17 protein-coding genes are annotated in these 20417 nt (G+C 35.9%); all 17 read right to left on the bottom strand.

Annotation, left to right across the window (positions count from 1 at the left end; translation table 11 throughout):
• Window positions 1-7: 7 nt before the first annotated feature.
• On the bottom strand, window positions 8-2050 hold the full coding sequence (locus G575_RS0104260) for a right-handed parallel beta-helix repeat-containing protein (RefSeq protein ID WP_027971612.1): 2043 nt from the start codon (window positions 2048-2050) through the stop codon (window positions 8-10).
• Between the two features lie 119 nt (window positions 2051-2169).
• A complete protein-coding gene (locus tag G575_RS0104255; RefSeq protein WP_051176914.1) occupies window positions 2170-2817 on the bottom strand; it encodes a GDSL-type esterase/lipase family protein in 648 nt (215 codons plus the stop codon).
• A 96-nt stretch (window positions 2818-2913) separates the two neighbouring features.
• Entirely contained in the window at window positions 2914-3849 is a 936-nt protein-coding gene (locus G575_RS0104250) for an alpha/beta hydrolase (protein ID WP_027971610.1), read from the bottom strand.
• Between the two features lie 127 nt (window positions 3850-3976).
• On the bottom strand, window positions 3977-6025 hold the full coding sequence (locus G575_RS0104245) for a right-handed parallel beta-helix repeat-containing protein (RefSeq protein WP_027971609.1): 2049 nt from the start codon (window positions 6023-6025) through the stop codon (window positions 3977-3979).
• Between the two features lie 8 nt (window positions 6026-6033).
• Window positions 6034-7002, bottom strand: a complete 969-nt coding sequence (locus tag G575_RS0104240) for a Gfo/Idh/MocA family protein (protein ID WP_027971608.1) — start codon at window positions 7000-7002, stop codon at window positions 6034-6036.
• A gap of 1 nt (window position 7003) precedes the next feature.
• Window positions 7004-8350, bottom strand: coding sequence for an MATE family efflux transporter (locus tag G575_RS0104235; RefSeq protein WP_027971607.1), 1347 nt, complete (start codon window positions 8348-8350; stop codon window positions 7004-7006).
• Window positions 8351-8488: 138 nt separating this feature from the next.
• Complete coding sequence (locus G575_RS0104230) at window positions 8489-9034, bottom strand: polysaccharide deacetylase family protein (protein ID WP_037622668.1); 546 nt, start codon at window positions 9032-9034, stop codon at window positions 8489-8491.
• A gap of 14 nt (window positions 9035-9048) precedes the next feature.
• Window positions 9049-10587: a glycoside hydrolase family 43 protein gene (locus G575_RS11130; protein WP_037622665.1), complete on the bottom strand. Its 1539-nt coding sequence runs from the start codon at window positions 10585-10587 to the stop codon at window positions 9049-9051.
• A 20-nt stretch (window positions 10588-10607) separates the two neighbouring features.
• Window positions 10608-11711 carry a family 8 glycosyl hydrolase gene (locus G575_RS0104220; protein ID WP_027971605.1) on the bottom strand — a complete coding sequence of 368 codons (1104 nt, stop codon included), beginning with the start codon at window positions 11709-11711 and terminating at the stop codon, window positions 10608-10610.
• A 62-nt stretch (window positions 11712-11773) separates the two neighbouring features.
• Entirely contained in the window at window positions 11774-12379 is a 606-nt protein-coding gene (locus G575_RS0104215) for a DUF624 domain-containing protein (protein WP_027971604.1), read from the bottom strand.
• Between the two features lie 18 nt (window positions 12380-12397).
• Entirely contained in the window at window positions 12398-13288 is an 891-nt protein-coding gene (locus G575_RS0104210) for a carbohydrate ABC transporter permease (protein WP_027971603.1), read from the bottom strand.
• 9 nt (window positions 13289-13297) lie between these two features.
• Entirely contained in the window at window positions 13298-14236 is a 939-nt protein-coding gene (locus G575_RS0104205; RefSeq protein ID WP_027971602.1) for an ABC transporter permease, read from the bottom strand.
• An 85-nt stretch (window positions 14237-14321) separates the two neighbouring features.
• A complete protein-coding gene (locus tag G575_RS0104200; protein ID WP_027971601.1) occupies window positions 14322-16004 on the bottom strand; it encodes a type 2 periplasmic-binding domain-containing protein in 1683 nt (560 codons plus the stop codon).
• 268 nt (window positions 16005-16272) lie between these two features.
• The gene (locus G575_RS0104195) at window positions 16273-17670 is read right to left on the bottom strand and encodes a family 43 glycosylhydrolase (RefSeq protein ID WP_027971600.1); all 1398 of its coding nucleotides are present in this window, start codon (window positions 17668-17670) and stop codon (window positions 16273-16275) included.
• 44 nt (window positions 17671-17714) lie between these two features.
• On the bottom strand, window positions 17715-17963 hold the full coding sequence (locus G575_RS12435; RefSeq protein ID WP_281168248.1) for a DUF6171 family protein: 249 nt from the start codon (window positions 17961-17963) through the stop codon (window positions 17715-17717).
• Between the two features lie 15 nt (window positions 17964-17978).
• Window positions 17979-18797, bottom strand: a complete 819-nt coding sequence (locus G575_RS0104185; protein WP_027971598.1) for an aldo/keto reductase — start codon at window positions 18795-18797, stop codon at window positions 17979-17981.
• Between the two features lie 96 nt (window positions 18798-18893).
• The gene (locus tag G575_RS0104180) at window positions 18894-20336 is read right to left on the bottom strand and encodes an alpha-N-arabinofuranosidase (protein ID WP_027971597.1); all 1443 of its coding nucleotides are present in this window, start codon (window positions 20334-20336) and stop codon (window positions 18894-18896) included.
• Window positions 20337-20417: the final 81 nt, after the last annotated feature.

Below are 20417 nucleotides of genomic sequence, written 5' to 3'. Positions count from 1 at the left end.
GGGAATTTTACTTATTAGCTAATTTTTCCAATGACGCTACTTTATTGACAAATGGTCCTGCTAAAGGCACTAAACCATGTCGATTGTCGAAGTAGTCTGTGTCAAAAACGATTGGAGAACCGTCTGGATTTTCAAATTTTTGTTCTGGTTCAAAAGCCATACCTAGTGTTTCGGTACTGATGACCCCTGTTTTAAGTTCAGGTAAAACATCATAGATATTGGTTTCTAAGTACCAGCCATCTGCTTTTTCAACAACGGAAATAGACACTTTATCTGTGGTATTTTCCGCATAGTTAACTTCTTTAGCTGATGGTTTCGCACCATTCATAAAGATGTTACCACCTGTCCATACTGGAAGCGGATTATAATAACGATCACTTGGTGCAGATCCCATGCCACAGTAACCTTCAAATTCCTTATCCCACTCTTCAAATGTTGGATATGAACTGAACGGGAAGGTTCCTGCTTCAAGATTATTATCATCCCAATCATCATTAATTTCTTTAAGATAATCCATGATTTCAACCATTTCAGGACGAAGATCTTGTTGGATGAAAATGTTATTATAGAAACGATCATCACCATGCAGGAAGGTCATGAAACCAGCCACTTCAGTTTGATGAGGCACATGATATGGTGTGTAACGAGGACTCATCAAAGTTTTAGCTCCATTGTTAGTTCCTTTACCAACCGCAAGGAGACCACCTGCCACAATATTATGTACCATAGCAACACCTTGCCCTGCAATTTTAACCGCACGATCTGTAAGGAAAATATTATTATCTAGCAATGATGGACCGTGAGACACTTCGATAAAGACATCTTCACCCATAGAAATGGCTGCTGATGATTTCAAAGCTTCCGCATCAACAACACGAGGAATACTATTATCGTGGAAAAGATTCTGACTAACGCGAGTCCCTTGTACTTGCCAGTCTAGCCAAAGACCACGCGTACAGTGATGGATATGGTTTCGACGAATTTGTGTGTCAATAGCCGCATGCAATTTAATCCCACCAATTTCAGCTCCATCAAGATTTTTCTTGTTATTAATGTGGTGAATATGATTATCCTCAATAATAGAGAAGACACATCCCAAATGGCCTACAATACCTGTTTGTCCACAGTCGTGAATATTATTACGACGGATAATATGTGAACCAATGCGTTCTTTAGTCCAGCCTTCACGTTGAGCTTGTAAGATAGCATCACGTTCTGTCTGAGTACCGTCTTTATATTTCCACTTGCTCCACTTATTATCATTTTCAGGTTGGTAATATTTACCAAGTGAGATCCCGCTACATTTTGCTTCGTAGATATCACAGTCTTCAATAATCCAGCCTTTAGACCAGTGCGGACCAATCATTCCTTCTTGAAGAGCTGTTGGCGGAGCCCATTGAACAGCAGCCTTACAGATGGTGAATCCTGACACGGTAATATAACCGCGACCTTCTTCTACTGGATAGAAGCAATTCTTACGAACACTGATTTCCACATTTTCTTCATTTGGATTCAAGCCTTGGAAATTTGCATAGATAATAGTCTCATCAGCAGTTTCATCTTGCTCCGTATACCAAGCATATACTGTAAATTCTGGATCCCATGATTCTTCGTAAACTTCAGGATTAAGAACTTTTTCCAAACTCAACACTTCATAAAGTGACTTATCATTAAGGAAGACATCTCCTAGATGAGCGACCATCGTCTGTACAAACCAGTCACCATAGACACGTTCGATATAAGGATTAAAATCACCAAAAAGGCCGTTAGAAATACGTGCTACCCACACATTACCATCATACTGTTCCCAAGTTTTTACGGATTCTGCTCCTGTGATAATAGCTGCTTCTTTTTCAACAGATGTATAGGTAATCCGTGCATCTGCTGTACCTCCATTAACCGGATTAACATTTTCACGGTAAACCCCAGGATAGACTAAGACTTCGTCACCTGGTTTAGCTAAATTAGCTGCTTCTTGAATAGATTTGAAGGGATACTCCTTCGTTCCTTGCCCACTACGTGGCGCTTGTTGATTAACGTAATATTTCATTTTGTCTCCTCTATATTAGAGTTATTATTAAAATAGCATTATTGATGATATCTTTTAGCTACTTCTAGTCTTTCTGAATAGAATTCGGTTTCCAACTACATCTAAAAAATATACTACACTTACACCAATGCCTCTTGCAATACTTCACACACTTTCTGATAACCTTCTATAGTTAAATGCAAACCATCTTTTGTATAATTTTTTTCCAGCTGTCCTTTGCCATCTAAAAGCAGAGGATAAATATCATAATAATGTACTTTACTATCCGTCTCAGCCAATACCTCTAGTTGAGAATTAATAGTAATAATATCTTTATTTTGTCTAATATCAACCATATCAGTATATCCTTCAATAACAGGATAGATACTAATAATATGAATTTCTGTTGCGGGATTCTCTAATTTAAGTCTATCGCAAATATTAGTAAGTGTCTCAACAATACTATCAGTACTACGATTATGAGCCAAATCGTTAGTACCTAATAATATAAACACCTCACCTGCTTTAAAACCGCCCATAATTTCATCAAAATGCTCTAAAACTGTATCAGATCTGATTCCACTAATTCCACGTTTATACAAAATTTTTGAACTCTTAAGCATCTCTTCAATAGGAAATCCTTCTGTAATTGAATCACCTAAGAAGACAACTTGCCCTGTTTCAGCAAATTTATTTAATTTTGAAAAATTTTCAATCTTATTTAAAATATCATTTTGTAAGAATTCATAATTTAATTCTCTTACAATTTCCATGATTTTCTGATCCATTATTTCAGTATCCTAATAAGCTAGTCTATACAGTAAGAATGTGAAAACACCTTTTCTGTCTCACTCCTACAGTTTAAATAAATCAACACATCCAAACTAATTCCAAGGACTCTGCTTTTCCAGTGGTAGCATAAATCGCTTAGATAACCATTTTTCAGCTAAATCGATCCAAATACGTACGGTATCATCTACTTCGACTATACTTGGAGCTGTCGCCTGTGTAGCAAGAGATAAACCATGCGGACCATCTTCAAATACATGTAATTCAAACGGAATACCCTTATTTGCTAAAGCCGTCGCTAAAATTGTAGATTGATTTACATTAACCAATTGATCACTAGTAGTTGTCCAAATAAACATTGGAGGCGTAGAGTCATCAATTAATTTAGCACTGCTAACACTCAGCAATTGCTCCTCAGTCGGATTTTCATTTCCCAAAAATGTACGATTTGAGATTTCAAAAAATCTTGTTCCTGATTTACCCTGACTTTTCACAAATTCTTGATGTACACAATAATCTGTCAAGGGATAACCAACTATAATAGCAGCAGGACGTGTTCTTTCTATATCAAAACTATTAGTTATGATTGGCTTATTCCAATAAACACCATAATTCGTAACATTATTTCCGCCTGCAGAGAATCCACATAAAATTAATTTATCTGTATCAACTAGCCAATCGTCAGCATGCTCATGAATAATAGAGAAGGCATTAGCGATATCCAACATAGGAGTAGGAAAAATAGTATCATCCTTAAAATTAATAGAATCCGAAAAAATACTATTATAGTCTTCTTTATCATCTAAAAGAACATGATACCTTAATACAAATACGTGGTAGCCCATAGCTGCAAATCTAAGGGCGACAATCTCTCCTTCTCGATCAGAACAATTAATGTAAGCCCCACCAGGACAAATAATGATTGCTGGTCTTTTTTTCCCATTCAAGAGCTCTGGTGAATCTTCTAAAATATAAGATGTTAAATCCACATTATCTCGTTTATTATCTAAATTAAATTTTTTGATTAACATATATTACTACCTCTAGTTTTAAGTATGTTGACAATATTGGTTAGAGCGAATCTATAACGTTTGATCATTTTATCAACCAATAATAAATCATACAGAAGCTTAAATAGTTGAATATCTATGTTATCTATTAGTTAATCTTAGAAATAAGTTTTTGTAGACCACTGAATTTATCTACAAATGGTCCAGCTAACGGCAATAGACTATGGCGATTATCAAAATAATCTGTATCGAAGACAATTGGTGAACCATCTGGATTTTCAAATTTTTGTTCTGGTTCAAAAGCCATACCTAGTGTTTCTGTGCTGATAACTCCTGTCTTAAGTTCAGGTAAAACATCATAAAGATTGGTTTCTAAGTACCAGCCATCTGCTTTTTCAACAACGGAAATAGACACTTTATCTGTGGTGTTTTCTGCATAGTTAACTTCTTTAGTTGATGGTTTCGCGCCATTCATAAAGATGTTACCACCTGTCCATACAGGAAGCGGATTGTAATAACGATCACTTGGCGCAGAGCCCATTCCACAATAGCCTTCAAATTCCTTATCCCACTCTTCAAAGGTTGGGTAAGAATCAAACGGGAAGGTTCCAGTCTCAACATTATTATCGTCCCAATCATTTTTTTCAGCCTTAGATTTTTTCATAATTTCAACCATTTCAGGACGAAGGTCTTGTTGAATGAAAATGTTGTTGTAGAAACGATCGTCACCATGCAGGAAAGTCATGAAGCCAGCTACTTCTGTTTGGTGGGGCACATGATATGGTGTGTAGCGCGGACTACTAATACCTTTCGCACCATTATTAGTACCAACCCCAACAGCTACAAAACCACCTGCAACAATATTATGTACTAACGCAACACCTTGAGTAGCCATTTTTATTGACCTTTCAGATAGGAACAGATTATTATCTAAAAGTGTTGGTCCATGAGAAACTTCCAGAAAAACATCTTCACCTACAACAACCGACACCGATAACGCTACTCTGTCTCCTTTAAATTCTTTTGGAATAGTATTATCATAAAAAAGGTTCTGACTAACACGAGTTCCTTGAGCTTGCCAGTCTAACCAAAGACCTCGACTACAATGATGGATATGATTTCGACGAATTTGTGTGTCAATAGCCGCATGCAATTTAATCCCACCAATTTCGGCACCAGCAAGATTTTGTTTGTTATTAATATGGTGAATATGATTGTCTTCAATGATTGAGAAGGCACAGCCTAGATGACCTACAATACCTGTTTGTCCACAGTCATGGATGTTATTACGACGGATAATATGTGAACCTATGCGTTCTTTCGACCATCCTTCACGTTGAGCTTGTAAGATAACTTCACGTTCTGTCTGAGTACCATCTTTATATTTCCACTTACTCCACTTATTATCATTTTCAGGTTGATAATATTTACCAAGTGAGATTCCGCTACATTTTGCTTCGTAGATATCACAATCTTCAATAATCCAACCCTTAGACCAGTGTGGACCAATCATCCCTTCTTGAAGAGCAGTCGGTGGAGCCCATTGAACAGCGGCCTTACAGATGGTAAAACCTGACACAGTAATATAACCACGACCTTCTTCTACTGGATAGAAACAATTCTTACGGACACTGATTTCCACATTTTCTTCATTTGGATTCAGTCCTTGGAAGTTAGCATAGATAATAGTCTCATCAGCAGTTTCATCTTGTTCCGTATACCAAGTGTAAATTGAAAAATCTGAATCCCATGATTCTAACTTAATCACTGGGGATAAAACATCGTCAAGAGTTTCAACTTCATAAAGTGATTTATCATTTAAGAAAACGTCCCCTAAGTGCGCTAAAATTGTTTGTACAAACCAGTCACCATAGACATGTTTGATATAAGGATTAAAATCACCAAAAAGGCCGTTAGAAATACGTGCTACCCACACATTACCATCATACTGTTCCCAAGTTTTTACGGATTCTGCTCCTGTGATAATAGCTGCTTCTTTTTCAACAGACGTATAGGTAATCCGTGCATCTGCTGTACCTCCATTAACCGGATTAACATTTTCACGGTAAACCCCAGGATAGACTAAGACTTCGTCACCTGGTTTAGCCAAATTAGCAGCCTCTTGAATTGATTTGAAGGGATACTCCTTCGTTCCTTGCCCACTACGTGGCGCTTGTTGATTAACGTAATATTTCATTTTGTCTCCTATTCCGTTTCAGAAAGATAGACCACACCCAATTGTCGGCGACAATCATCTAACATATTCATAACATCTAGTGTACTTTCAAGACTAATTTCACTCTCAAGCTGACCAGATAAAATCTCATCAGCAACGATATCAGCTTGTCTTAGGAATAATAACTGATGTTCTGCTTGATAAATTTCCTTTTCATTTCCAAAGACACTGGCACTTTTTGCCATGTGAAAGTCTTTGATATGAAGTGTTCCATTTTCTCCAAAAAGTAGAAAATGTTCTCCACGTGAACCATTAATACCAACATACAATCTAGCTTTGAAATCGCCATAATCAAGAATGATTTCCTCATTTAAATCAACACCGTCTTTCAGCTCTCCTGTACAGGTGATGTTTTGAGGATACCCAAATAACTCATAACAATAGCGAAGAGAATAAACTCCAATATCCATAACCGCTCCACCAATTAATTCAATTGAAGTTAAGCGCGGGTTCCCATAATTCCAAATCATAGGAAGAGAATAAGAAACCTCTACATCTTGAACTTGTCCAAAACGATCTTCCTTTATCCAATTCTTGACTTGTTTGGCCACATCATTGTGCCAAGTCCACATTGCTTCAGAAACATAGACTCCTTCTTGACGAGCATATTCTATCACTTCTTGAGCTTCTTTCACATTTACCGTAAATGGCTTTTCGCAAAGCACTGGTTTTTTATGGGCAATACAGAGCTTCATAAATTCAGCGTGACGATCAGCTGTAACTGCAATGTAAACCCCATCAACATTAGGATCATCAAGAAGATCCGTAACATGCTCATATACCTTGCCCCCAAAACGTTCTGAAAAACGCTCAGCTCTTGACAAGGTTCTATTCCAAAGTGCTACGATTTGATGTTTATCAGACTGTTCAAGCTCGTTTGCGACACTTTCGGCAATACCACCACAGCCAATAAAGCCCCATCTGAATAATTTGCTCATCTCACGTCTCCTTTTTTATATGACAGGTATATTGTCTTTTAAATCTATAGTAACTATAAGCAATCGGTATCAAGGCTCCAATCCATGCAAGAGGATTAGCAATTGTGGCACCTACAAATCCAAAATGTTTTGCTAATATTACTGCAGCAAACATTCTCATGAATAGTTCTATAATACCAGCTATTGTTGGAGTCACCGAATTTCCAACACCTTGTATCGTATAGCGATAAATTAAGAGCATCGCTAAAAAGAAATAAATAGATGAATTTGTCACAAAAAACCATTTCCCTAGCTGCACAATTTCCTCTTGATTTTGTCCTACAAACAATCTTAGAAAATGTTCCCCAAAAAGCGCTAAAGTCAATCCTATCACTACACTAAAAGTAATTGACACTTTTAGACATTCTCTAACACCCATCCAAATACGATCATAGAATCGTGCACCATAATTCTGTGCAACATAGGTTGCCATTGCAACTCCAAAAGACATCATCGGCATAATTGCCAATTGGTCAATACGACCAGATGCGGTATAAGCAGCTACAGAAGGCGCTCCCAACCCATTTAGAGCTACCTGTAAAGTGATAGCTCCAATCGCAATAATGGACATTTGAAATGCCATCGGAAAGGCAATGCGAACATGCAGCCAAAAAAAGTCATTATCAATCTTAAATGAATCTTGGTGTAAATGTAAAATTGGTACTTTTAACCAAATAAAAATAATACAACTTACAAAAGAGAAGACTTGAGCTATAATAGTGGCAACTCCAGCGCCAGAAACACCCATATTTCCATAAACGATAAAAATATAATCCAGAATAATATTAATAATACATGCAGCAATTAAAAAATATAATGGTGTTCGTGAATCACCTATTGAACGTAGACTGTTTGACATAAGATTGTACAACATCGAAGCTAACATTCCACCAAAAAGGATTCGTAAATAACTTTCAGATTCGTTTATAATTTCATTTGGAGTATTCATCATTTCCAGAATGGTACGGCAAAAAAATAAACTTAATATTGTCAATATGACTCCCACAACTATTGATATGATTATAGAAGTACCGAAACTTTTAGAAACAGACTGAAAGTCCTTAGCACCGTATTTTTGTGCTAAAGGAATCGCTAGACCTGACGCTAATCCGTGAGCAAATCCTAAAATTAAAAATGTGATACTTCCTGTTGCTCCAACAGCAGCTAAAGCACTCATACCAACCGTACGGCCGACAATAAAAGTATCAGCCATGCTATATACTTGTTGAAAAATATTCCCAATAAACAATGGTATAGCAAACAGTAGGATTAATCTCATTGGATTCCCTTTTGTCATATCTTTAACCATTTTTCACTCCATTTTCAAAATTATGATGCTATATTTTGAAGACTATTCGATTTCACATTGATGATTGACTATCAAGCATCATCAAATCATCCCTAGTTAATTATGCTCAATTTATCAATCACAACGATATTCCTGTGTTCATTTCAAAACATCATCTACAGATACAAAAGTATAATTTTCTCTTTGTAAGAATTCTAAAATTCGAGGTAAGGCTTTGACAGTCTCCGGAAAGCAGTGCATGAGAAGGATTGCCTGATTTTTACTTTCTTTAATTACATTATCGACAATCTCATCTGCTAAAATACCAGACCAATCTCTCGAATCTACTGACCATAGTACGATTTTCTTTTGAATAAGCTCTTCAACACGTTTATCAATGTGTCCATAAGGTGGTCTAAAAAGAGTTGTTTCAACACCTGTAATATTAAAAATTGCCTGATCTGTTTTTACAATTTCTTCCACTACTTTCGTGTCATCTACCTCAAGTAAGCTAGGATGGGTCCAAGTATGGTTTGCTAACCAGTGACCTGAAGCTATCAAGTCTGTTAAGACATTCTCGTATCCTGATATTTTTTCGCCCCAAAGAAAAAATGTAGCTTTAGCATTATAACGTTGTAAAATATCAAAGATTTCCCTTACTTCTAAATTTGGTCCATCATCAAATGTTAATGCAATTTTTTTCATTTTTACCTCTACGATTAAATTGATGGTAACCGTTCATGTATAACTTCAATGACATCTATATACCCACAGTCATCTGAAGACGGGCTTGTGGTAAATATCCCTATAGTACATCCCACAAATCCACCAGCTACTTCTGTGCTTAAATAATGTACATCAATATTTTCTGCGACTATAATTTCTTTACCACAACTACGAACAATTGCTTTTAAAGCTTGTCCATTACCTTCAAATATTAAATCATTAACATTTGAAGGTAAGTCTACTTCACCAAGACAGCTTTCTTCACCAGCTAAGGTAATCAATAGCCTTGATCGATATCCTTTCCCATTTGGTTCCAATGTTAACTCAACAAAATAATCATTATTTTGTAAAATCACAATACTGGCTCGCGAACCTATACCAAGATATGATTCTATCTGTGCTGAAAATCGATAATACATAGATTTTTGACGAGTGCCAACATATGTTGGGCTCGCTAAGTCTCGTAATGTCATTGTACTTGGAATTAAACGTAACTTTCTACCATCTACTCCCCATTGATAGTTATTTGTATCAGGATTTCGCAAATACATAAACTCTGGAGAATAACTAGACATGCAAAAATGTGTTTTCTCCTCAACATCAACTAATTTCAAATAATGTTCTGATTCTACTAAAAGTCTTCCCTCTCCAACATTGACTACTGGCCAGCCATCTTCCCATATCACTTCCGCTAGGAAAGTTTCTCGACCTAGATTACTATAGCCATCAAAAATCCTACTAGCAAGACAAGTCATATACCAACGCCCATCTGGTGTCTCCACTAAATCACCATGTCCTACATTGCATACTGGATAGTTTTTCCCAAGGTGACGATGGGTTAAAATCGGATTGTTTTTATTACCAATATAAGGACCTCCAACTTGTTCAGACCTGGCAATCGTTACACAATGGTTAAAACTAGTCCCTCCTTCTGCAATCATTAAATAGTAATAACCATCTTTCTTATAGATATGCGGACCTTCTGGCCAAATAACATCTCGAAGAGCGCCTTTCCATAAGAAAGTGCTCACACCAATTAATTGATGGGTTGAAAGATCTAACTCTTGCAGCCAAACTTCCCAATCCCCATTGTAGGTAACTCCTTTAGGGTTTGGACGTGTTCCAACATAATAGCAGCGACCATCATCGTCAAAGAATAGACTTGGATCAATTCCGGGAGCATTATCAAGGTAATGAGGTTCAGACCACGGTCCTTTGGGATCAGTTGCAGTAACATAGAAATTTCCTCCATGTGTCACATTGGTAGTGATCATATAAAACACCCCATTATGATACCTAATACACGGCGCAAAAATTCCTTGTGAATGCTCAGCACCTTTTAAAGGCAATTGTTCCTCACGATCCAATACATTCCCTATATGTTCCCAATTAACCAGATCTTTACTGTGATATATTGCAACACCAGGAAAATAGGCAAACGTAGAAGTAACTAAATAGTAATCATCACCAACCGCACAAACCGACGGATCTGGTGAAAAACCTTCAATAATTGGATTACGATAGCTTCCCATATCAATAGACCCTTTCTCTATTAGAAACTCCGATAACGACCACTTAAGGCCATAAATGAAAATGCATATAAGAAATTATCATAATAACGATACTTACCAGTACGCATTTCCATATTCCACAAGCGCTCCACAAATACTTTAGCATTATCTGTCTCTTTATTTGCTAGAGAGGCTGCAGCCAAAGTTGCAATAAGACCAACAGGATGCCAAACCTGTGTTTCTGTAGGTTCCCCTTCAACAGTAAGAACATAACGATAACGTTCTGAATTTGCATCAATGAAAAATTCTTGAAGTTTTGCCAAACGATCTTTAAGTACCGCATCTTCACCATACCAAACCATATCATTAGCAACGTTAAGAGCAGTACGATAAGCATCACTATAAAAATATGGGTGTTCACTATCATATTGAGGTGAGCCGTCATACAAGCTATACTCAGGGTTCAATCCCGTTTCTGGATGTAAAGCTATTTTTAAAAACTCACGACTTGCTTGAGCAGCTTTTTTCCAAAACGGACGATCTTCTTCATTTGCATAAAGCGCAAATTGTTCATAAAAATGTGGTAAATGATAAGAAGGATCCGTAAAATCACAGTTTGGTATAAACTTGATTAAATAATTGTTAGGATCCCACATTGGGTCACCCGAATATTTACTACCTTTATGCAAACAATAGTGAAGCAGTTCACGCGCACGCTCAGAATAGTTAAAAATTCCTTCACCATCACCCCAACGATTTGAAGCAAAGAAGAGATCCATCGCAAAAAATTCTTCACCATCTGGGGCAGGCCCATATGAGTTTTTTGTTCCCGAAGGATCAACAGACCAAGCAAAATAATGAGCGTTTTCGCCTTCGTCCATATACATGTAAGTCATGACCCAACGCCATAGCTTATCAAATATATCCTTCCGATCATATTCAACAGCCATAAGCATTGCATATGACATTCCTTCGGTACGAACATCTATATTTCCAGTATCAACAACATAACCCATGCCATCTTCTGTTTCATAATATACTTTTGATTCTTCATCTTCAAAAATTGTAGTCCAAAGTTGTTTTACACGTTGGTCAATCTCCACTTCAGGATAACCATATTCTTTAAATAAATTTGTAAATTCCATAATAAATTCCTTACTTTAAGTATCAAAAATAATACTAAAAATCATTAAGACACATTTTAAACTTATGATATTGTTGCTTTAACGGCACTAAAAATTGTTTCGCAAGTACTGACAATCAATCGCAATCCAATCACTATAAAGACAATAGCAGCAAATTGGAACAACCATGTCAGCGTTCCTAGAACCAGAACAATTATCAAAAGTCCAAACGCTTTAGAAAGATTCATGGCAAGCATAACAAGTGAATTTTTGACAACTGTTGCTAAATTGTCTGAAAAGCGAGCATTATAAGCTAATGACAAAAACACGACAGGTATTGCTAATAAAAGCACTAAGCCTAAAAAGACTTGGAGCCCATTAGACAATAAGGTAGAGTGTTGTAAAAGTTGTTGATAATTCAATATAAATGAAATCACTTCTATTAGAAATAAAAACCAAATCACAGTACTTTGTTTCCATGAAGATTTCAGTGCATTAAAATAATTTCTAAAAACTGCCTTATTTTGGTTCATAGAGTAGTTATAGTACGTTTTATACAATGCACTAAAAGAGGCTCCAAACGTCACAAACGGTAGTGACGTGAGTAGACAAAGCCCTATCATTGTTAAATAATCTACTAAGGCACTAATTTTTTCTAATCTCTCAAGTGAACAATTTTTCTTGTACATAACCATCCCTCTTAATATCTATTCTTTAACTCCACCAATGGTTAAACCGCTTACAAAATAACGTTGTAAAAATGGATACAAACATACAATTGGAAATGCAGTTACAATTGTAGTGGCAGCCCGTACTGAAGCTGGTGTTACCATACTACCTGCTGATGCTGCATTTTTCATATCATTTGCATTAGCACCTTGAGTCATAACAGAAGCTAACAATTTCATCAGTTCATATTGCAGTGTACTTAATCTTTCATTAAATCCATTAAATAACATTGCATCGAACCATGAGTTCCAGTGACCAACGGCTACAAAAAGAGCTACAGTAGCTAAAACTGGCTTACATAAAGGTAAAATAATGCTTAAAAAGATTCTAATATGACCTGCACCATCAATCTTAGCACTCTCTATTAAACTTTCAGGTAAACCATGAATGTAGGTACGGATGACTAACAGATTAAAGGCACTTACCAATCCCGGCAAAACATATACCCAAAAAGTATTAGTCAATCCAATTTTTTGTAACCAAATATAGCTTGGAATCATACCTGCATTCAAATACATTGTAAGCAGGAATAAAATAGTAATAGGAGTTCTAAAAACAAATTCTTTTCGACTTAAAACATAGGCTAAAAGAGCTGTCAAAAAAGTCTGAAGGAAAACCGCAATAACTGTTCTAGCCACTGAAATGACAGCTGCATTCATTAGCGTTTCTTTCGCAAAGACAGCCTTAAAATTATCAAAAGTAAACTTCCGTGGTAATAAATAAATCCCTCCACGTAAAGTATCCATACCATCATTGAAAGCAACCGCCAGAGTATTCAAAATTGGATATAACGTTGCAAGAACAAAACTTATTAAAAATACCCATTTGAAAATATCAAATAATCTATCTGAAATAGCTACTTTTTTCATACTCCCCTCCTAGAACAATGTTTCTTCACCGGCAGCTTTAGCTAGGCGATTCGCAACAGTAATTAAGATCACACTTACTAAACTGTTAAAGATACCTGCAGCAGTCGCAAATGAATAGTTATTGAGACTGATTCCATATTTCAGTACAAAAATGTCAATCGTTTGAGAAACTTCTTGAACTAAACCATTACCCAAAAGATATTGAACCTCAAATCCTGCACTTAAAATATTACCAATATTAATCAATAACAAGATGAATATCGTTGGTTTAATACCTGGAAGTGTGATATGCCAAATTTTTCTTAAACGATTTGCGCCATCAATTTCTGCCGATTCGTAAAGTTCTTCATTGATAGCTGACATCGCTGCTAAGTAAATAATACTGCCCCATCCAGTACTTTTCCAAACATTAGAGAAGCCAACAATCCACCAGAAATATTTAGGTTCTGAAAGAAAACTGATTGGTTTATCAATGATATTAAAAGTCATTAACAACTGATTGAGAATACCACTCTCAGTACTCAGCACATCCATTACAATTCCTGTTACAATAATCCAAGATAAGAAGTGAGGCATATAAGAAATGGTCTGCATTGCTTTTTTTACCCATTTATTTCTTACTTCATTAAGCAAAATGGCAAAACCAATTGAAAAAATGAATCCGAGAGTTAAATTTAACAAACTCATACAAAGAGTATTTCGTACAACTCTCAAAAAGTTATCATCCGAAAAAAGTAATTTAAAATTATCAAATCCTATCCACTCTTGGTCAAAGAAACCACGACCTGGACGGAATCTTTGAAAGGCCATTACCCACCCCACAAGTGGAGTATAGTTAAAAAATATTACATAGATAACAAATGGCAGAGCCAATAAACACAAATCCTTTTGCAACATCATACGTTGAAAAAAAGTTTTATTCCCTGAAGTTTTTTGTTTTTTTGCCATTTTTTACCTCCTATTCATTCTTTTCTATAAAATATAAGCCGAATGCTTTCCAAATTGAAGTACATTCGGCTTTCTTTATTTGGAATTAGTCAACTTTCTTTTGGATCTCTTGTTCCAACTTATAACGACGATCTACTTCTTCAGTCAACGCTTTTTCAATTGCTTTGTAATCTACTTTTTCAAACTCCGCAGCATAAGATTTCCAGTTTTCTTCAAAAGCATCTGGACCATCAATAATGATTTTAGGAAGCCATTTCATACGGATGTCTCCCAAACTTTGGTTAGCAAGACCCGCTGGGTCAGCCGTTGTCCATTTGTTAGAAGCAGTATAAATAGGGAACCATGGTGCTACTGGATCTTGAAGACGTAACATTTGATTAAAATTAGGCACATTGTAAGCTTTTAACAACTCTTTATCAATATCTGATAATGTTTTTTCAAACTCAGCTTGTTGTTCACCTGCCCAAACAGCATTTTTACCATCTGGAAGGTAGCCTTTATATCCAGGCATGTAACCAAAAGCAACACTATTTTTATTTACATAATCTGTATCTTTCCAGTTTTTCCATTGTTCATCAGTACGATAGAACATACCGTTTTCATCTACATGATAGTCAGTACCTTCTTCACCCCAGTTACGAAGAATCATTCCTTTTTCTGAAGTCATATCGTCAAGCATCTGAAGAGCACCTTTAACATCTTTACAACTTACAGTAATACCAATACCACCTTGAGTATTCAACACTGGACCTTCACGATATTGTGGCTGTACTTTAGGATCAATTGTCAAATCAAGTGGTGCCCAAGTCAAATCGTCCTTACCTTGTGAAATCAATGAATTTTCAGCCGCATCAATATTCCAACCTTGGTCAACAAAACCAATAACGCGACCTGAAGATAATTTAGCAATGTATTGATCGTATTTTGCTGTAAATGTTTCAGGGTCAATGACACCTTTAGCATATTGTTCAGACAAAATTTTATAGTATGTTTTCGCTTCTGGAATCAAATCATAAAGTTTTGCTTCACGTGTTTCCAAATCAACAATTGCAGTACCATCATTTGGATAACCAGCTAAGAACATTGGTGGGTTTGTCAATGCATAGGAACGCCAGTCATCAGAAATGATTTCAAAACCAATATGACTTTGACCATCATCAGTTGTTGGATGTTCTGCCATGTAATCGTTAATCAGTTTAAAATATTCATCAACAGTTTTGATTTCAGGATAATTTGCCCATTTCAATACACGTTTTTGAATCCAAAAAGCTTCTCCGTTTACTTGAGTAGAAAGGTCAACCATACCATCTCTTTGTGCAAATTGTGGGATAGTATAAATATGACCATCGTTATCAGCTTTAATTTTCTCCCACTGTGCATCAGACAATGTCGCTTTCAAGTTAGGGTAATCATCAAGGTAGTCCTCTAGCGGCACATAAGCACCCGCATCAATCATTGCTTGACGCCCATCAGAAGCATCTACAAGGTCAGGATACTCGCCTCCAGCAACCATAACACCAATACGTTCTTTAGCAGTTTGACCAGTTAACCAAGATACTTTGACACGCCAACCAAACTCTTTTGCAAAAACATCATTTAATCGAGAGTTATCCGGAACTTCTGTACCTGGAACAGCATTGAATGCAGTGAACTGTTTTGTGCCATCTTTATTAACAGCTTGTTCCCCAGCATCTTTTTTTCCACCACAGCCAATAAGCACCAATAGAACACCTAAAATAACTGCTAAAAATTTTAAAGTTTTTTTCATGTCTATTTTCCTTTCAAAAAATAAATATATGATATTTGTAACTACAGAGTAAGGATTTCCTAAATCCTAGGCAATACCCCCTTTCCCAAAATCCTTAACCATCGTTACGATAATTGTTAAACTTATTACCAATTATAAACCAATATAAGAAATTATCTCTAATGTTTGTTTGTTCGCTAAACTTACTAAATAAAGTATACAACTTTTTAAGAACTTTGTAAAGCGCTTTCTTTAATTTATTTTAAATTTTTTTTGCCCCAAAAGCAAACTAAAATTTAAATGATAAAACACTAACGCTGCCTGAACCTTTGTACGATAAATAAAGCGGAAAAACACCATTAGGGAAATCTATATCAACAGATTTTTCAACCCACACATTAGTATAGCCAACAGGAATTTCACCCAGTACTGGACCATCCACGGATAATCGAATTTCCATACTTCCTATGGCATATCCTCTAGTTTTTACCGAAATCGTATGATTTTGATTGAACTTAAAATATTTATAACCAGCAGTTGCTCCATTTCTCATATTAGCAATATAAGATTCTTCTGGATACAAATCACTCCCATCTTGTGTAATTTTAGGGAAATCGTTATTCATCCAAAGATCAAATGGTGCTGAATACATTTCTTCCACATTACAAAAAAGATTACACGCAATTGCTGTGGAAAATTCTCCTGTAGCTTCAAAAGGTTTTACCCTAGCCCCCTGAGATGTCATTTCTACTTGTGGAATTTCTCCACTTTCTAGTATTTTTATTGGTTCAATCATTCCTTGACGACTAAAATTACTCCCATTGGTATGACGGTGATAAAACACATAGTACTGATCTTTAATTTTCTCAATACCACCATGATTATTGCCACCATAATACATAGGCTTATTAGCAGGTTTATAGGAACTTATTCCGATATCATTATTACTAACAACTACTCCTCCAAAATGAAAGTCCTGCGTTGGACTCTTACTTTTAGCATAACAAAGTTCATGCATCACAACAGATGAATAGAGTAAATAATAATCATCTCCAACTTTACGTATAGATGGCGCTTCAAAAAATGGATGAGCCTCAAATTCGGTCCCTTTTGCGTAAGCTTCTGAAGGCATGATAAAAGTAGGATTTTCTATGATAGTTAACATATCACTATCTAAAACTGTAACCATCATGCCTTTACGACCAGGATCATTAAATCCTCCGAATCCTGTATACAGGTAAACCTTTCCATTTTCTATAAATACTGCTGGATCAAATTGAGGGTCTTCTATTCCTTTCTCTCCTAGACGAATACCATCTTTGTATTTTACATATCCTAAAAATTCATACTGACCAGCTGGACTATCACATACTGCGACAGATATTATCGGTAGTTTATCTAAAGCATAGTAAAGGTAGTAACGTCCATCTTCACCTCGAACAACATCAGGGGCATAAAGACACATTTCACCAGATAGATTCTCTGGATCGTCTGTTTTTTTGTAGATAACTCCCTCATAGCGCCAAGAAGTAAGATCATCTATGCTAGCGGAGTAACAGACATAATCATTTAAACAATAAGCAAACCCATTAAATTTGTCATGGCTTCCATAGACATAAACTCTGTCACCAAAAACATGAGGTTCACCATCTGGAACATATTCTGATAGTGGTAAATATGGATTCATTTTATTTCCCCTACAATTTCTATCATTATTCTATATTGACCGTCTCACCATTTTCCATCTGGACATTTTTTGTTATTTAAAGCTGTTCGAAATTGATAAAAACATCCACATTTTCCACAAGTCGCTCCTATTCGCCACGGACATTGTTCACAAATCTGCCGTCTGCGCAACCACTCCTTCTCATTAACACGGTCAATTTCCATTGCTAATTGAAAGGCGATAGAGCTCTCTATATCAAGATTAGTCATTTCTTCCTTAATATCACAACCATAACAGATTCGCAATACAATCACCTCCTATACCATAGATTAAAGACTATCTAAATAGTCCATATCATCCTTGTCAATCGAAAAGTATACATCTGCATTCTGAATGATATAATTTTCATGAATAGATTTAGGTAATGGCAAGATATTTTTTTCAAGCAAATAACGGATACAAATCTGAGGAATTGATTTATTATATTTTTGAGCAATAGCTTCAATTTTTTCATTACCTAAAAGACGCCCTGTCGCAATTGGGGAATAACCTTCAACAAGAATCCCATTCTTCTGGCAGAACTCTAAAACTTCCGGATTGGTATTACCAATATGGTAAATAATTTGGTTAACAGCTGGAGTAACAGTAGCTTTTTCTAAAAGATGTTCTAAATCATCTACATCAAAATTAGACACACCAATGGATTTTAATTTACCAATCTTGTAAGCATCCTCTAGAGCTCGCCACATTTCGGCGTTTTCTTCATAGTAACGATTGACAATCGGATATTCAAACATCTCTGACCATGGACGAGGAGCATGAATAAGCATTAAATCTATATAATCTACACCTAGTTGCTCTAGACTTTCGTCTATCGCTTTTATAGATTCCTCATAAGTTTTCCATTCAGCAGGGATCTTTGAAGTGATAAACAGTTTTGCACGATCTATACCACTATCTTTAATAGCTTGTCCTATTTCTCTTTGATTACCATAAACATATGCCGTATCAATATGTAAATAACCATTTTTTAAAGCATAACGAGTAGCATTATAAGCATCCTCAGGTGCAGATTGCCACGTTCCTAAACCAATTTTATGAATACCAATACCATTATTTAGTGTAAAAGTTTCTTTCAATAAATTCATATAGTTCTCCTTTAAATTCGCCATAAACATATTAAAAAGACTGATAAATCATGTTCAAAGGAAATAATACTGTTTCGGATATTCTCCTAAATTAATCTATCCTTCTGCTACGACAATTGTAACAACAGACATCGGTGCTATTTCTACAGATAATGCCTCATTACTTAAGTGGTAAGACGTGAATTCTTTTGGTGCAACTTTATTAGGATGTTCAAAATCATTACAATCATCCATTTTTTCAGCAGTAAGAATCTGACTTGATAAAATTTCTGAAGCAAATGTCCCCTCAAATGTTACTGCTTTTTGTTCAGTCAAAGAGAAGTTACACAATGAAATCGCAAGTTTCCCATCTTTTCGAGTCACTGTATAAGAAACTGTGGCGTCTTCTTCACCATAAGAAGAAACTAATTCTGCATCTTGGTGAATTTTATAAAGATCAAACACATGGTAACTTGGAGTTTTTACCATCTTATCTCCTTCAGTCAAAATCATTGATTGAAGAACGTTTACTGTTTGTGCAATATTTGCCATATAAACACGTTCTGCATGCTTATGGAAAATATTCAAAGTCATAGCTGCAACCATTGCATCACGAATCGTATTTTGCTGATATAAGAATCCAGGATTTGTCCCTGGTTCAACCGCTAACCAAGTTCCCCATTCATCCACAATTAATCCTACTCGTTTTTCTGGATCATATTGGTCCATAATTGCGGAATGACGTGTAATTAATTCATCCATATATTGAGCATGTTTAATTAATGACCACCATTCTTTTTCCTCAAAACCAGTTGCTGGACCTTTATCTTCCCACGCACCCGTCATTGCATAATGGTGCAAACTAAGACCGTCCATAAAACGCCCCGCGTTTTTCATTAATACTTCTGTCCAATAATAATCATCTACAGCTGGGCCACAAGCAATTTTATAAATTTTATCTTTTCCATATTGACGAACATATGTTTGATAGCGACGGTATTCATCAGCATAGTACTCTGGTCGCATATTACCACCGCAACCCCAACTTTCATTTCCTACACCAAAAAATGGAACACGCCACGAGTCCTGACTACCATTCTCACGTCTTAAGTTAGCCATTGGAGATTCGCCATCCATAGTCATATATTCGACCCACTCTTGCATCTCTTGAACAGTTCCACTACCTACATTACCATTGATGTAAGCATCACAACCCAATTGACGAGTCAATTCAAAAAATTCATGTGTTCCAAAATGGTTATTCTCTGTTACACCGCCCCAATGGGTATTCACCATTTTTTTACGATTTTCCTTTGGACCAATACCATCTTTCCAATGATATTCATCTGCAAAACAACCTCCCGGCCATCTAAGTACGGGAATTTGAATTTGTTTTAGCGCTTCAACGACATCTGTGCGCATTCCATTAATATTTGGAATGGAAGAATCTTCACCGACATAAAGTCCATCATAGATACAGCGGCCTAAATGTTCCGCAAAATGACCATAAATATATTTAGAAACTACTGGTCCCGGTTGTTTTGTTAAATTTATTTTCATAATTTTAATTTGTCCCTTTCATAATACTTAATCGTACTTTATTCATACTCTTTAAATGAAAACTACATTAAATAATAATCA

Source organism: Streptococcus plurextorum DSM 22810 (assembly GCF_000423745.1).
GTDB classification, from domain to species: Bacteria; Bacillota; Bacilli; order Lactobacillales; family Streptococcaceae; genus Streptococcus; species Streptococcus plurextorum.
The sequence above is the reverse complement of the archived record's forward strand: the minus strand, read 5'-3'. Positions and strand labels throughout refer to the sequence as shown.